Origin of the sequence: Flaviramulus multivorans (genome assembly GCF_021728415.1) — a bacterium.
Taxonomy (GTDB): domain Bacteria; phylum Bacteroidota; class Bacteroidia; order Flavobacteriales; family Flavobacteriaceae; genus Sabulilitoribacter; species Sabulilitoribacter multivorans.
Map to the genome: position 1 here is coordinate 338,253 of NZ_JAKKDV010000002.1, position 16,074 is coordinate 354,326.

13 protein-coding genes are annotated in these 16,074 nt (G+C 33.7%); 5 read left to right on the forward strand and 8 right to left on the reverse strand.

Annotation, left to right across the window (positions count from 1 at the left end):
• Positions 1-5 precede the first annotated feature (5 nt).
• From L3X39_RS06325 to ychF, 4 genes are all read right to left on the reverse strand, one after another.
• Positions 6-2,672, reverse strand: a complete 2,667-nt coding sequence (locus L3X39_RS06325) for a DNA gyrase/topoisomerase IV subunit A (RefSeq protein ID WP_237230932.1) — start codon at positions 2,670-2,672, stop codon at positions 6-8.
• Positions 2,673-2,678: 6 nt separating this feature from the next.
• On the reverse strand, positions 2,679-4,541 hold the full coding sequence (locus L3X39_RS06330; protein WP_237230933.1) for a DNA topoisomerase IV subunit B: 1,863 nt from the start codon (positions 4,539-4,541) through the stop codon (positions 2,679-2,681).
• Between the two features lie 174 nt (positions 4,542-4,715).
• Complete coding sequence (locus L3X39_RS06335) at positions 4,716-5,213, reverse strand: SRPBCC family protein (protein ID WP_237230934.1); 498 nt, start codon at positions 5,211-5,213, stop codon at positions 4,716-4,718.
• Positions 5,214-5,316: 103 nt separating this feature from the next.
• Positions 5,317-6,411: a redox-regulated ATPase YchF gene (gene ychF, locus L3X39_RS06340; RefSeq protein WP_237230935.1), complete on the reverse strand. Its 1,095-nt coding sequence runs from the start codon at positions 6,409-6,411 to the stop codon at positions 5,317-5,319.
• A 176-nt stretch (positions 6,412-6,587) separates the two neighbouring features.
• Between ychF and L3X39_RS06345 the strand changes: the two genes are divergently transcribed.
• Complete coding sequence (locus L3X39_RS06345; protein ID WP_237230936.1) at positions 6,588-9,275, forward strand: TonB-dependent receptor; 2,688 nt, start codon at positions 6,588-6,590, stop codon at positions 9,273-9,275.
• Between the two features lie 43 nt (positions 9,276-9,318).
• Here the strand turns inward: L3X39_RS06345 and L3X39_RS06350 are convergent, their stop codons facing one another.
• Complete coding sequence (locus tag L3X39_RS06350) at positions 9,319-9,720, reverse strand: ACT domain-containing protein (protein ID WP_237230937.1); 402 nt, start codon at positions 9,718-9,720, stop codon at positions 9,319-9,321.
• Positions 9,721-9,821: 101 nt separating this feature from the next.
• On the opposite strand from L3X39_RS06350, the gene L3X39_RS06355 reads away from it, so the two are divergent.
• The gene (locus tag L3X39_RS06355) at positions 9,822-11,300 is read left to right on the forward strand and encodes a carboxypeptidase-like regulatory domain-containing protein (RefSeq protein WP_237230938.1); all 1,479 of its coding nucleotides are present in this window, start codon (positions 9,822-9,824) and stop codon (positions 11,298-11,300) included.
• A 47-nt stretch (positions 11,301-11,347) separates the two neighbouring features.
• Here the strand turns inward: L3X39_RS06355 and L3X39_RS06360 are convergent, their stop codons facing one another.
• The 3 genes from L3X39_RS06360 to L3X39_RS06370 all read right to left on the reverse strand — a co-directional run bounded on the left by L3X39_RS06360 (position 11,348) and on the right by L3X39_RS06370 (position 12,765).
• The gene (locus L3X39_RS06360; RefSeq protein WP_237230939.1) at positions 11,348-11,719 is read right to left on the reverse strand and encodes a hypothetical protein; all 372 of its coding nucleotides are present in this window, start codon (positions 11,717-11,719) and stop codon (positions 11,348-11,350) included.
• A 16-nt stretch (positions 11,720-11,735) separates the two neighbouring features.
• The gene (locus L3X39_RS06365; protein WP_237230940.1) at positions 11,736-12,227 is read right to left on the reverse strand and encodes a DUF6896 domain-containing protein; all 492 of its coding nucleotides are present in this window, start codon (positions 12,225-12,227) and stop codon (positions 11,736-11,738) included.
• A gap of 184 nt (positions 12,228-12,411) precedes the next feature.
• Entirely contained in the window at positions 12,412-12,765 is a 354-nt protein-coding gene (locus L3X39_RS06370; protein WP_237230941.1) for a 4Fe-4S dicluster domain-containing protein, read from the reverse strand.
• Positions 12,766-12,833: 68 nt separating this feature from the next.
• On the opposite strand from L3X39_RS06370, the gene L3X39_RS06375 reads away from it, so the two are divergent.
• The 3 genes from L3X39_RS06375 to L3X39_RS06385 all read left to right on the forward strand — a co-directional run bounded on the left by L3X39_RS06375 (position 12,834) and on the right by L3X39_RS06385 (position 16,030).
• The gene (locus L3X39_RS06375) at positions 12,834-13,892 is read left to right on the forward strand and encodes an acyl-CoA reductase (protein WP_237230942.1); all 1,059 of its coding nucleotides are present in this window, start codon (positions 12,834-12,836) and stop codon (positions 13,890-13,892) included.
• A gap of 75 nt (positions 13,893-13,967) precedes the next feature.
• The gene (gene serC / locus L3X39_RS06380; protein WP_237230943.1) at positions 13,968-15,032 is read left to right on the forward strand and encodes a 3-phosphoserine/phosphohydroxythreonine transaminase; all 1,065 of its coding nucleotides are present in this window, start codon (positions 13,968-13,970) and stop codon (positions 15,030-15,032) included.
• A gap of 47 nt (positions 15,033-15,079) precedes the next feature.
• The gene (locus L3X39_RS06385) at positions 15,080-16,030 is read left to right on the forward strand and encodes a D-2-hydroxyacid dehydrogenase (RefSeq protein ID WP_237230944.1); all 951 of its coding nucleotides are present in this window, start codon (positions 15,080-15,082) and stop codon (positions 16,028-16,030) included.
• Positions 16,031-16,074 lie beyond the last annotated feature (44 nt).

Genomic DNA, 16,074 nt, shown 5'->3' on the forward strand with positions numbered 1-16,074 from the left:
ATTTACTAGAACAAGGTAGTTTGCCCTTTGCCTCCAGATTCTGATGAGTCTTCATTTTCAGAGTCGTCATTGGACGAAGTGCTTTCTTCTGAACTAGATTGTTGAGTACTTTTAACCTCTTCTTCATCTACAACTTCTAATTCGTCTGCATGTACCTCTTCAGGAGCTTCATAGGGTAAGGGATCTAGTAAATTAATTTGATTCACCTTTTCTTTAGTCAATTGATTTCCTAAAGCAGAAATACCTTTAATAGCTATAAACTCCTCTAAATTTATTTCCAAATTGTCCTTTCTATCTTTACCTCTTTCTTTTGCAAACACAACCTCAGCCATTGGCTTCCAATCAGTTGAAACAATTTCTAGTTGTGACTTAGGGTGTTCAGAAATAAAAGATTCTTCTTTGCCTTCATTTTCGATTAAAAAGCGTTTTACATAGTATAATTCTTTTTCACCATTGAAATAAACAGCCGAAATAGGCTTTTTAGGAATCCACTTTTCAAGCACTATCATATCATCATCAAAGTGCATAGTAACTTCTGGTGTTACTGTTTTAACTAATCCAGATTGGGTAATAATAAGTAATTTATCCTCACCTCTAAACTCACCTACCAATTCACCTCTGCCATCAACATTTAAGCGTTGTACAGTATCATCAAACCAAATTTTTCGAGGTTTTAATGTAGAAACCCCTTTTTCTTTTAATTCAACCCGCTTTATGGAGTATTTAGTAACCAAATTTCCTTTTGATACACGACCTTTAATAAGAACATCTGCAAAATCGATGTCCCATTTTAATTTTTTGATGCTTCCAGCTTGACGCAATAAAATGGTAACAACTTCGGCTTCTCCATTCGGGTTTGCTGAAAAATACAATACTGTGGAAGCTTTATTTCCATTAGTCAAATCGTACTCTTTATCACGAGTTACACCTGTTACAGCAAAACGTTTGATATAAGATGGACCTCCTTTTCCATCTCTATAAATCATATTGTAAATGGTCCGCTTATCTTTCTTTTTAAATACGGCAACATGCATAATGTCTTTCCCAACAAAGGTTTTAGAGTCTACCTTGGTGACCATCATTTTTCCTTCTTTGGTAAATACTATAATGTCGTCAATATCACTACAGTCACAAACATATTCATCACGCTTTAGTGAAGTTCCAATAAAGCCTTCTTCCCTATTTACATATAATTTTGTGTTTCTAATAACTACTTTGGTAGCATCAACATCATCAAAGGTTTTAATTTCAGTTTTACGCTCTCTCCCAGCACCATATTCTTTCTTAAGCCTTGTAAAATAAGCTATCGCATATTCAATAAGGTGCGCTAAATGATGTTTAACCTCTGCAATTTGATCTTCCAAAGCATCTATTTTTTGCTGTGCTTTATCAATATCAAATTTTGAAATACGCTTAATTCTAATTTCTGTCAAACGTACTATATCTTCTTCAGTAATAGCACGTTTTAAATGTTTAATATGTGGTTGAAGTCCATTATCAATGGCTTTAATAACTCCTTCCCAAGTTTCTTCTTCCTCAATATCACGATAAATTCTTTTTTCAATAAAAATGCGTTCTAACGATGCAAAATGCCACTGTTCTTCTAGCTCATCTAACTTAATTTCTAAGTCTTGTTTTAAAAGCTGAACCGTATTGTCTGTACTACGACGTAGCATTTCAGAAACTCCAACAAACAAAGGCTTATTATCTTCAATAACGCATCCTAGTGGTGAAATGGACGATTCACAACTTGTAAAAGCGTATAAGGCGTCAATCGTTTTGTCTGGAGACAATCCTGATGGTAGATGTATTAAAATTTCAACTTCTGCCGCTGTATTGTCTTCAATCTTTTTTATTTTGATTTTCCCCTTTTCGTTTACCTTTAAAATAGAATCAATTAAAGACGACGTGGTTGTACCAAAAGGAATTTCAGTAATAACTAACGTATTTTTATCTAGTTGTGAAATTTTGGCGCGAACACGTACTCTACCTCCACGCAAACCATCATTATAGTTTGAAAAATCAGCTTCACCACCCGTTGGAAAATCAGGTAAAATAGTTAATCGTTTTCCTTGAAGATGTTTTATTGAAGCGTCAATTAATTCTATAAAATTATGAGGTAATATTTTGGTAGAAAGTCCTACTGCTATTCCTTCGCCTCCTTGTGCTAAAAGCAATGGAAACTTTACAGGTAAATTTACAGGCTCTTTTCTTCGACCATCGTAACTGGCTTGCCACTCAGTAATTTTTGGATTGTAAACAACATCTAAAGCAAACTTAGATAAACGAGCTTCTATATAACGAGACGCTGCTGCGCTATCGCCAGTTAAAATATTTCCCCAGTTACCCTGAGTATCTATCAATAAGTCTTTCTGACCAATTTGTACCATGGCATCAGCAATACTTGCATCACCATGAGGGTGGTATTGCATCGTATGACCGACTATGTTCGCGACTTTGTTATAACGACCATCGTCCAAGTCTTTCATAGAATGCATAATACGACGCTGTACAGGTTTAAAACCATCTTCAATAGCAGGAACCGCACGTTCTAAAATAACATACGATGCATAATCTAAAAACCAGTCTTTGTACATTCCCGTAACTCGGGTAATGGTTTCTTGGGGCTCGTCTTGTTGGTTGGCTAAATCGTCGTTTTCTTCTTCTATCATAAGTTTTTAAACTTTCTCTTCTTCAATTAAATCTAATTCTACTTTCAAATTATCAATAATAAACTCTTGTCGGGTAGGTGTATTTTTTCCCATATAGAATGATAACAAATCTTCAATAGACATACCATCATCTAACATGACTGGATCTAAGCGAATATTGTCTCCAATAAAATGTTTAAACTCGTCTGGAGATATTTCCCCTAAACCTTTAAATCGAGTGATTTCAGGTTTTGGCTTTAACTTTTCTATGGCATCGCGACGTTCTTCTTCAGAATAGCAATAAATGGTTTCCTTTTTATTTCTAACTCTAAACAAAGGCGTTTGTAAAATATATAAGTGACCTTCCTTTATCACTTCAGGAAAAAACTGAAGAAAAAACGTAATCAATAATAAACGAATATGCATCCCATCAACATCGGCATCTGTGGCAATTACCACATTATTATAACGTAAATCTTCTAAGGATTCTTCAATATTTAAAGCGGCTTGTAAGAGGTTAAATTCTTCATTTTCATAAACAATTTTTTTGCTTAATCCATAACAGTTTAAGGGCTTTCCTTTTAAACTAAATACCGCTTGTGTATTCACGTCACGAGATTTTGTGATACTACCAGACGCCGAATCTCCCTCTGTAATAAACAAGGTAGTTTCAAGATTGCGTTCGTTTTTAGTATCACCAAAATGTACACGGCAATCGCGTAATTTTTTATTATGAAGACTCGCCTTTTTAGCTCTATCTTTTGCCAGTTTTCTAATACCAGATAATTCCTTTCGTTCACGTTCAGCCTGAAGAATTTTGCGTTGAATTTTCTCAGCAGTCTCTGGGTTTTTATGTAAATAGTTGTCTAAATAAGTTTTTACAAAGTCGTTAATATAGGTTCTCACCGTTGGATAGTCGCCTCCCATATCCGTAGATCCTAATTTTGTTTTTGTCTGACTTTCAAAAACAGGTTCCATAACCTTTATTGCTATAGCACTGACTATTGATTTTCTAATATCTGAAGCTTCATAGTTTTTACCATAATACTCACGAATGGTTTTTACAAAAGCTTCTCTAAAGGCATTTAAATGGGTCCCGCCTTGAGTGGTATTTTGCCCGTTTACAAAAGAATGATATTCCTCGCTATATTGCGTTTTACTATGTGTAAGCGCAATTTCGATATCGTCACCTCGTAAATGAATAATTGGATACAATCTATCCGATTCATTTATATTCTCGCTTAATAAATCCTTTAAACCATTTTCACTAAAGTACTTTTCACCATTAAAAACTATGGTTAAGCCTGGATTTAAGTACACATAGTTTTTAAGCATTTTTACTATATACTCATTTCTGAATTTATAGTTTTTAAAAATGATTTCATCTGGAACAAAAGATACTTTAGTACCTTTTCGTCTCGAAGTATCTTCAAGTAAATCTTGATTGATTAAATTCCCTTGCTCAAATTCTGCGGAAGCGCTTTTATTTTCTCGGGTAGATTCTACTCTAAAAAAAGATGAAAGTGCATTTACTGCTTTCGTACCTACACCGTTTAATCCAACTGATTTCTTAAAAGCTTTAGAGTCATACTTTCCACCCGTATTCATTTTAGAAACCACATCAACCACTTTTCCTAAAGGAATACCACGCCCATAATCTCTAACTGTTACCTTGGTTCCTTGAATAGAAATCTCAATAGTTTTACCAGCACCCATAACGTACTCGTCAATAGAGTTATCTAACACTTCTTTTAAGAGAATATAGATACCATCATCAGGAGACGAACCATCACCTAATTTACCAATATACATTCCCGGACGCATACGAATATGTTCTTTCCAGTCAAGGGAACGTATATTTTCTTCGGTATAGTTGGTTTCTTGAGACATATAAAGTGCAAAAAATTAAGATAGGACGCTAATATAACATTTCGGTATAAAAAATGAAACCTTAGTCTGGTAAAGTAATTAACAATAAAAAACCAATGTTGTTGAGAACATTTATTTTAAATAAATAATGCTATTTTTTTATTCTAAGTGTAACTCAAGTAAGAATAAGAAGTACTACACTAAAATTGATTGTTCTACTTTTATTTGTAAAGCATCATGAGCTACTTCTTCTGCTTGTTGTTTTAGAAATTGACCTCTCTTTTTTAATAGATTAGTCATATATCTTTTTAAGAATAACCAATTGACAAACCTCCCTAAAGTACCATAAGGCGATTTAAAATCAAAAATATCAGTCATTATTGTTTGCTTCTTATTTTCTTGAAAGCGGTGCTCATGTCTGAAAGATTTAAAGGCTCCAAAAACCATTTCATCTACAAAATAATTGGGTGATTCGAACTCGGTAATTTTTGAAGTTAAATGCTGTACAAATCCTAAATGTTTTGCTTCCCAACTAACCCATTCACCAAGTTCAATGAGTCCTGTCATTTTTCCAGCAATAGCCTTTTCTTTAGTATGCTTTAATGATTCTTGATGTGCATCAATATTTCTAGCTAAATCAAAGCAGGTTTTATTGTCTGAATTTATAAGCGTTTTTACTATAATCTGGGGCATTATAAGTAAGGTTTATTTAAATAACGTTGCTAATATAATTAAATTCTTACAATATAAGCAATAAAATTATTTAAATAGAATATCTAAATGATAAAAAAACACCTTAAACATTAAACAAAAAGTGCATCACATCGCCATCTTTAACCACATAATTTTTACCTTCAACACGCATTTTACCAGCTTCTTTCACCTTAGCTTCACTACCAAAAGATACATAATCTTCATAAGCAATAACCTCAGCACGAATAAATCCTTTTTCAAAATCAGTATGAATAACACCTGCCGCTTGTGGTGCAGTAGCTCCTATATCAATAGTCCAAGCACGTACTTCTTTTACTCCAGCTGTAAAATAAGTTTGCTGTTTTAAAAGCTTATAAGCGCCACGTATTAATTTAGCAGAACCTGGTTCGTCTAATCCAATGTCTTGCAAAAACATTTGACGCTCTTCGTAATCATCCAACTCATTAATATCCGCTTCGGTACCGACAGCTAAAACTAAAACCTCAGCATTTTCATCTTTTACAGCTTCTTTAACTTTCTCAACATACGCATTCCCTGAAACTGCAGAGCCTTCATCAACATTACAAACATACATAACAGGCTTATCAGTAATAAACTGTGATGGCTTTACAAAATCGTTATAATCATCTTCACTAAATTCCGTTGCCCTAACAGATATTCCAGCCTCTAAACTTGATTTTATTTTTAATAAAACAGCTTCTTCTTTTTGGGCATCTTTATTCCCAGTTTTGGCAGCACGTTTTACTTTATCTAACTTTTTGTCAACCGTTTCAAGGTCTTTCAATTGCAATTCCATATCAATGGTTTCCTTATCTCGAATAGGATTTACATTTCCATCAACATGCACAATATTATCATTATCAAAGCAACGTAATACATGTAAAATAGCATCCGTTTCTCGAATATTAGCCAAAAATTGATTACCCAAACCTTCACCTTTACTCGCACCTTTTACTAAACCAGCAATATCAACAATCTCAACGGTAGCAGGTATTACCCGTTCTGGCTTTACTAACGATTCCAATTTTTCTAAACGTGGATCGGGTACGTTTACAACACCTATATTTGGCTCTATAGTACAAAACGGAAAGTTTGCACTTTGCGCTTTAGCATTAGACAAACAATTAAATAGAGTCGATTTCCCTACGTTTGGCAATCCTACAATACCTGCTTTCATAATTTTAATATAATTTTTGCGAGTGCAAATATAGGCTATATTAACAGGATTTAGCACTTTTTTTTCATTTGAAATTTTCAATACTTAATGGTAAAAAAATTAGTTCAAAGCACTTTCAAATAGCATTTAATTAAACTTTAATTTATATTAGCGCAACTAACTCGAAAATAATTAATATGAAAACAATCTATTTTTATCTACTATTTTTTTCTGTAACCGTAACATTTGCGCAACAAAGCGTTAGTGGTACTGTTAAAGACGCAGCAGGAATTCCCATTCCTGGTGTTAATATTACTGAAATAGGCACAACAAATGGTACAACATCTGATTTTGATGGAAAATACTCCATTAATGTAAGTGCAAATGCCTCCTTAACATTTAGCTATGTTGGGTATAATACCGTAACAATAGCTGTAAACAATCAAAATGTTTTGGACGTTGTTCTTGAAGAAGGTGTTAGCCTTGATGAAGTGATACTTGTTGGCTCTCGTAGTCCAAAAAGAACAGCAACAGATACAGCGGTTCCTGTAGATGTAATTGATGTTGCTGATATTGCAACAACAACAGGAAAAGTTGAAGTAAATGAAATTTTACAATACGCTGCTCCCTCTTTTAATGCCAGTAAACAATCTGGTTCTGATGGTGCAGACCATATTGTTCCTGCATCACTGCGTGGTTTAGGACCAGACCAAACCTTAGTATTGATTAACGGTAAGCGTAGGCATCAATCGTCACTTGTTAATATTTTTGGAACAAGAGGGCGTGGAAATTCTGGTACGGACTTAAACGCGATTCCAGCAAACGCCATAAAGCGAATTGAAGTTTTAAGAGATGGTGCTTCGGCTCAATATGGATCTGATGCAATAGCTGGTGTAATAAATATTGTATTAAAAGATAATACTGATGGCTTTACTGGTGGTGTTACTTATGGTGCTTATAGTACCGCTATTGGTGATGGATGGGAAGATGCAACGGGTGAAACACTTTACAATGTTGAAGGTAAAAACCGATTGGATGGTGAAGAAAAAAGTTGGGACGGTGCTACCGTAAAAATTGATGCCAACTATGGTATTGCTTTAAACGATGATGGCGGGTTTGTAAACTTTACAACAGAATTCTTATCCAGACAAAACACCTTAAGACCTGGTTTTTCATGGAGAAAAGGTTACGGAAGTGCTGGTATAGATGGCTTTAACTTTATGGTAAATGCTGCTTTACCAATTAATGATAACACTGAAGTTTATGCCTTTGGAGGTAGAAACTACCGTGATACCAACGCTTACGCTTTTTCAAGAGACAGCTTTGATGATGGTGATAACAGATCGGTTCCTAGTTTATATCCAAATGGTTTTACACCAAGAATAACCTCAAACATAGTTGATGGTTCTGTTTCAGTTGGTGTTAGACATACCATGGCTAACGGTTGGAATGTAGATTTTAACAACACCTACGGTAAAAACAACTTTCATTATTATATAAAAGATAGTAATAATGCATCGCTAAAAGATGCATCTCCAACAGATTTTGATGCTGGTGGACACTTTCTTTCTCAAAATACTACAGGTTTAGATTTTAATAAATATTTAGATGATGTTGCCTCTGGTTTAAGTTTAGCTTTTGGTTTTGAATACAGAACTGAAAACTTCGGAATTTTTGCTGGTGAAGCGGCATCATACGGCTTGTATGACGAAAACGGTGTGCTTTTAACAAACCCTGCAACCCAAACCGTAGCTCAAGACACAAACGGTGACGATTTACCAGGTGGATCTCAAGGGTTTCCTGGTTATAGTCCTGCTAATGAAGTAGACAGAACAAGAACAAACTATGGTATTTATTTTGACACCGAACTTAATGTAAGTGAAAGTTTTATGCTTGCTGCTGCTGTTAGGTTCGAAAATTATAGCGATTTCGGTAATACATTCAATGCTAAATTAGCTAGTAGATTAAATTTAAGTGATAACTTTTCATTAAGAGGCTCAGTTTCTACAGGATTTAGAGCGCCATCTTTAGCACAGCTATATTACAATCTTATATTTAACAATATTGTGGCTGGCGAATCTGTACCTTCTTTACTTTCTGCTAATAATAGCACCGTTACCAAAGCATTTGGTATTGGTCAATTAAGCGAGGAAAAAGCTGTTAACACTAGTATAGGATTCACATTTAAAAAAGGCAGTTTTACTGCAACAGTTGATGCGTATTCTATAACCGTAAACGACAGAATTATTTTAACCGATAATTTTACAGACCAAGCCGTTTTAGGTCCTTTAAATGTTGATGCTGCTCAGTTTTTTGCTAATGGTGTTGATACCAGAACAAATGGTTTAGATATTGTATTAAACTATAGCACCGATGTAGGACAAAACGGAAAAGCTAGATTTGGTTTAGTAGGTAACTTTAATGATTTAAAAATTAAAAGTATAAACAATGGTAGTTTAAACCAATTTACATTCTTTGGTCCATTTTCTGAAGCATATTTAAAAGCAGCGGCTCCTGATTATAAATTTGGATTAAACTTAGGGTATTCATGCAATAAATTTGATGCCAATGTTGCATTAACTCAATTTAGCGAAGTAATACTTCAAGATTTTCAGTGGGTTGATTCTCCCGCTACTAATCAAGCAGAAGCAGATGCTTTATACGACGTAGCTACTGATGTGTATGAGGCTGCTTTAACGGTTGATTTAAGCTTAGGTTACAAAATAAGCGACCAAGTTAAATTCAGTTTAGGAGCAAACAATTTATTTAACATATACCCAACGCCACAATTTGATGGTTGGACAGACCAAGGTGGTCTAGCGGATTCCGTTCAAATGGGCTCAGATGGAACGTACGTATTTGGTAGATTAAACTTTAGTTTTTAAACACAAAATTTATAAAAAAAACCGAGCTAAATGCTCGGTTTTTTTATTTATAATTATTAGTTAAATCAGTCAGAACTTCTATGGCTTTTTTAGCATCTTTTTTTGCAACAAAAATATGATCGTGGTAATATCCAGCTATCACATTACAACTTATATGGTGTTTTGTTAATGCTGCCGAAAATGCAGCTGTTAAACCTACTGCTTCCAATGATGAGTGTACCGTTAAGGTAATCCACGATAACAAAAATTCATAAGTCAAATTTAGCTGATCTGCTTTATTTTTTTCAATTACAATGGTTACGCCTTCATCTTCTTTAAACTCACAAATAGTGTCTGTTCTGTTAATTTTATCAGTGTTTTTAACGGTTGCAAAAACATAATACCCTTCATTAAGTTTAGGAACCATTTGCTGTATCAATTTTGCTAAATCTTTTTCTCCTGCCATATTATTTAGTTTAAAACAAACCTAATAATTTAAAGTTTACCCTTTAATATTTTTGTAACATTATCACGCTTTAATCGTTTAGTAAGTATAAATAATCCAGAATGAAACACCTCATTACACTTCTTACCATTTGTCTATCCTATTTTTCTGTTTTTTCGCAAAGTGTTACTGCAAGATTAGTTGATAAAAATACTAAATCGCCCATTCCGTATGCTACCATTCAAACTGGAGAATACAGCGGTGTTATTTCAAACCAAGAAGGTTACTTTACCATAAACCTTAATGATGAAAACCTAAAATCAATTGACATTTCGTGTTTAGGGTATCAGACAAAATCAATGAGTATTCAAGACATCAAAAACTTAAATTATATAATTGAATTGGAAGAAGCTATCAATCAATTAAACGAAGTTTTTTTAAGTAATAAAACTCCTAATGCTGATGAGATTATTAAACAGGTAAACAGTAATTTAAATAAGAATTACAAGCACGACCACCAAACCCTTCAGTTTTTTCATCGTAATACAGCTTACGCCGATTTTAACCGTTTTGAAACCGAAGTCACTATGGCTACTGGCATGCGAAATAAGGAGCATGATGGCGTCAATAAAAGTCTTGATTCCTTAACACGAGCCATTGTAAATAGCAACACAGTGTATTTTCAAGATTATTTAGGCGATTTAATGATAAAAAACAGAAAAGATGCCAAACTAAATGTTTTAAAAGCCACCAGTTTGGTTGATAAACGCAACAATTTTTCATTAGAAAATGTACAAACCAAAGCACAAGATTTAATTTTAAAATATTTAGACACCACACTTACCTATAAACTAAAAACAGGCATTATTAAGGTTGAAGATTCTATGTCGCTAAAATCTGAACATAACCACAATAAAGATAACGACCCTATCTACGATGTTAAAAACCTTAAAGGCGAAACACACGGTTTATTACATGCGGCACAGACCTACGATGATTCTTTTATGAAGCAAATTATAAACCCAGAATTATATGAATATGAGTTTATAAATGTTACCAGTTTTAATGGTGAGTTGGTTTATATTATTGGATTCGAGCCCAGAAAATCTAAAGCTAAATATGCTGGAAAACTATATATAACAGACGAAACCTTTGCTGTTATAAAGTTAGATTACGATTTTGGTAAAGGCAAACGTGGTGAAAAATTCAATTTAAAATTGTTACTAGGTATAAAATATGTTGAAAACATTAATAAAGGCACCATCATTTATCAAAAAACAGTAGATAGCACCTATGCGCCAAAGTACATCAATCAAGAGGAAGGACGCTACTTTTATGTAAACCGACCTCTTAAATTTATTGAAAACAGCAGCGAGAAAAACAAAGTAGGTTTTAATTTTCTTATTGAAGGTAGTATGCGGTCGAAAAAGGAGTTGTTTATAATAAACACATCTACATTAAACGCCGGTGATTTTACCGCCTTTAAAGAACCGGAAGATGTACCTTACCAAAAGTTAAACCAATACGACCCTTCTATTTGGAAAGCCTATAATGCTATTGAGCCCTTAGAAGAAATGAAAGCGTTTAAAGCAGAAGATTAATTTGGGTTACGATTATCGTTTAGTGCAAAATGCGCTTTAATGCATTTTTACACAGCGTTGGTAGTAGTTTTTTCCATTTTATATCTTTCCAAATCCTTTATGAATTCTTCAAGTTTAATCTCAAATTTCCTTTTCGTCATTCTGATTGAAGCTATTCGGTTCGAATCATCATTCCAATTCGATGGAAACTCAGTTGAAGCTAAAATTTCATAAACTCCTTGTCCGCTTTTTCTTTCTCCTTTAAACATTGGGTCAACAATGAAGCACAGATAAAGGCATATGTTTAATTCATCCTTATAATAAATTTTCCAATGTTCATCATCCCACCAATCCTCATTCGAACCAATGGTTTTTATTTCCCATTTATTTTTAAGAAGCGCTTGTTCAACCTGATATTTATATCCTGATTTTTTGCTCATTAATTTAGAATATTTGTCACCATTTTTTCTGTACCTTTTCTTTCTCAAAATCTATTAATTCTATAGGTTCATTCGGAATGTCTTTAGACCAGAAATACAAAGTCGTGGAAAATTCAAGTTTTGGATTTTTTATCTCTCCATTTTTTTTCAATTTCTCAAATTCCGATTCAAGATAATTTTCATTCATGAAAACCTTATATTTCGCTGGTTGACTACTAACAAACCCTTTCAATCTCCATAAATCAAAGCCATCCCATCTTTGTTCAGGAAAAAATGCGAAATCAAAATCTACTATCTTATCATTAAAATGAGCAGACAAACCAATCCCATGAAAAGCATAAAATTTTAATCCATTAGCTTTTAATTCTCCAGTCTGTTCATACTTCCTTGAGTGCCATCCTTCCAAAAGATTTTCAATGCCGTATTTTTTCTTGAAAATTTTCACCACTTTGTTAGCAGACAATTGATAGTCTTTTATTAAATCATATATGTTGAGTTTATCTTCCATCCAATTACTACCAACGACGTGATATGAAGTCGTTTTAATACTGAAACAAGTTCAGCACAGGTAATTTATATCAAAAGCCAATTTAATCCAAATCCTACAAATTTAAAAGTGAATTTATAAACAATTGTAAACAAAAAATCCCAAGCGTTTGCTCAGGATTTAATTATAAATTATAAATGGTCTATTATCCGTCAGGATGCATAAAGCGTTGTTTTGCCAACAATTCTTCTTCGGTTTCTACATGGTCTTCGTCAGGTACACAACAATCTACAGGACACACCGCAGCACATTGTGGCTCATCATGAAATCCTTTACACTCCGTACATTTATCGGGTACAATATAGTAAACCTCATCGCTAACAGGCTCTTGTGCCTCATCAGCATCTACCTCTCTACCATCGGTTAATACTACAGTACCTTCTAAACTCGTACCATCTTTATAGCGCCAATCGTCTGCGCCTTCATATATTGCTGTATTTGGGCACTCAGGTTCGCAAGCACCACAATTTATACATTCGTCTGTTATAATAATTGCCATAGCGTTTTTTTCTTTCTAACTTTGCAGTCGCAAAAATAACGCCAAAACCATTCATAACCAAATTAGGAATGCAATTACAAGAAAGAATTAACGCTTTTGTAAAATTAGGAGAATTTATAGAGCAATTTTCTAATGAAGCTATCCAAAAGAACGATTATGTTAAACATAACGATTTGTTTTTTGATGGTTTTAAGCACCAATTAAAACTTGCCGAAGAGCATAACGGTTGGTTTACACCCGAAAATATACGATTTGCACTAAAAGGTTGGGCAACTTCTTTAACCCAAGACAACTTAAATACTTGGTTAAAACCTTACCATATTAATGCCATAAAACCCAAACAAGTAGCTATTATTATGGCGGGAAATATTCCTCTAGTTGGGTTTCACGATTTTTTGTCTGTGCTCATTACAGGACATACTGTATTGGTAAAACAATCCTCAAACGATAAACACTTACTACCCTATTTAGCGAAGTATTTGGAATATGTAGAACCTAATTTTAAAGGCAAAATAACCTTTACAGAAAAGAAATTGGACGGTTTTGATGCTGTTATTGCCACAGGAAGTAATAATACTGCGCGTTATTTTGAATACTATTTTAAAGGCAAGCCATCCATTATTCGTAACAACAGAAACTCTGTTGCAGTTTTAACGGGTAACGAAACTCCTGAAGATTTAAAAAACCTTTCGGAAGATATTTTTAGATATTATGGTTTAGGTTGCAGAAACGTATCAAAACTATTCGTGCCTAAAGGCTATAAGTTTGATGCTTTTTTTGAAGCTATGTATCATTGGCATCCTATAATAGATAAAGCAAAATATGCCAATAATTACGATTATAACAAAGCGGTGTATTTAATGAGTGAATTTGATATGCTAGAAAATGGCTTTTTTATGATTAAAGAAGACGACAGTTACGCATCACCAATTGCTACATTGTTTTACGAATATTATGAAAACCCTAATCAATTAAAAGAAAAACTGGAAGCAGACAAAGGGCTAATTCAATGTATAGTTTCTAACGGATTTATAGAAAATGAAATTGCCTTTGGAGCCACTCAAAAACCAAAACTTTGGGATTATGCAGATAGTGTCGATTCTGTTGAATTTTTGTTAGCAATTTGATGAAAAAATTATTGAATTTTTAACATGAAATACCCAATTAATTAGCAACTTTACACCTTAAAATTTCAGTACAAAATGAAAAAACATAACTTTAGTGCAGGACCAAGTATTCTACCTCAAGAAGTATTACTAAAAGCTTCAGAGGCCATCATGGATTTAGAAAATAGTGGCTTATCGTTAATCGAGATTTCACATAGAAGCAAGGCATTTGTAGATATTATGGAAAATGCCCGAGCATTAGCTTTAGAATTACTAGGTTTAGAAGGCAAGGGTTATAAAGCCTTATTTTTACAAGGTGGTGCCAGCACTCAATTTTTAATGGTAGCATTAAATCTTTTAGAAAAAAGAGCAGGTTACTTAAATACTGGTGCTTGGAGTCAAAAAGCTATTAAAGAGGCACAGAAACTTGATGATATTTATGAGGTTGCTTCCTCTGAGAATGCTAACTTCAACTATATACCTAAAGGATATGATATTCCTTCAGATTATGACTATTTCCATTGCACTTCAAACAATACCATTTTCGGAACTCAAATAAAACAATTCCCAAAGTGCGATATTCCTATGGTGTGTGATATGAGTAGTGATATTTTTTCACGTTCATTAGATTTTAGTCAATTTGATTTAATCTATGCCGGTGCTCAAAAAAATATGGGACCTGCAGGAACCACATTGGTGGTTATAAAAGAGGATATTTTAGGAAAAGTATCAAGAGATATTCCTTCTATTATGGATTATAAAATCCACATCAAACAAGGCAGTATGTTTAATACGCCTCCTGTTTTTGCAGTTTATACATCTATGCTAACCTTAGAATGGTTAAAAGGTCTTGGTGGCATTGCGGGTATTGAAAAGGAGAATGAAAAGAAAGCACGATTAATGTATTCTGAAATAGATTTAAACCCACTATTTAAAGGCTTTGCAGCAAAAGAAGACCGTTCGAATATGAATGCAACCTTCAATTTAGTAAATGATAATTTAAAAGATACTTTTGAAACCATGCTTAAAGAGGCTGGAATAAGTGGTGTAAATGGCCACAGAAGTGTTGGTGGTTATAGAGCTTCTATGTACAACGCCTTACCATTAGATAGTGTAAAAGCGTTAGTAGAAGTAATGAGTGAATTAGAAAGTAAAGCATAAAAATTAATAAAGTTGAATGTGTTCAACTTTTAACAAGTAAACAGAAAATGAAAGTATTAGCAAACGACGGAATTTCAAAAAGTGGTATTGAAGCGTTAGAAAAAGGTGGATTTGAAGTTATTACCACAACCGTAGCGCAAGAACAATTAATAAACTATATCAACGAAAAACAAATAACGGTTTTACTTGTACGAAGTGCTACCACGGTTCGTAAAGATTTAATAGATGCTTGTCCTAGTTTAAAAATAATAGGTCGTGGCGGTGTTGGTATGGATAATATTGATGTTGCATACGCTAGAGAAAAAGGATTGCATGTAATTAACACGCCTGCTGCTTCTTCCCATTCTGTTGCTGAATTGGTGTTCGGACATTTTTACGGATTAGCGCGTTTTTTACATAACTCAAATAGAGAAATGCCTCTTGAAGGTGATACGAATTTTGGTAAATTGAAAAAAGCTTATGCAAAAGGTGTTGAACTTAAAGGAAAAACGCTAGGTGTTTTAGGTTTTGGTCGTATTGGTCAAGCTACCGCTAAAGTAGCTTTAGGCGCTGGAATGAAAGTTGTTGCTTTCGATCCGTTTTTAGATAAAGCAAATCTGGAGTTAGAGTTTTTTGATGGTCAAAAAGTAAATTTTGAAATCAAAACCATTTCTAAAGAAGAGGTATTAAAACAATCCGATTTTATAACACTTCATGTACCTGCTCAAAAAGATTATGTGATTGATGAAGCAGAATTTAATATGATGAAAGATGGCGTTATACTAGCAAACGCTGCTCGTGGTGGTGTGGTTAACGAAATTGCCCTTGTAAAAGCGATTGAAAAAGGTAAAGTTGCTGGAGCTGCTTTAGACGTTTTTGAAAAAGAACCTAAGCCAGAAATACAATTATTAATGAATTCAGGCTTATCATTAACACCGCATACCGGTGCTGCAACCAACGAAGCTCAAGATAGAATTGGTACTGAATTAGCGTCTCAAATAATTAGTATTTTAAACTAATACAAGCATAACTATAAACTTAAGTCCTAAAATCAAATTTTAGG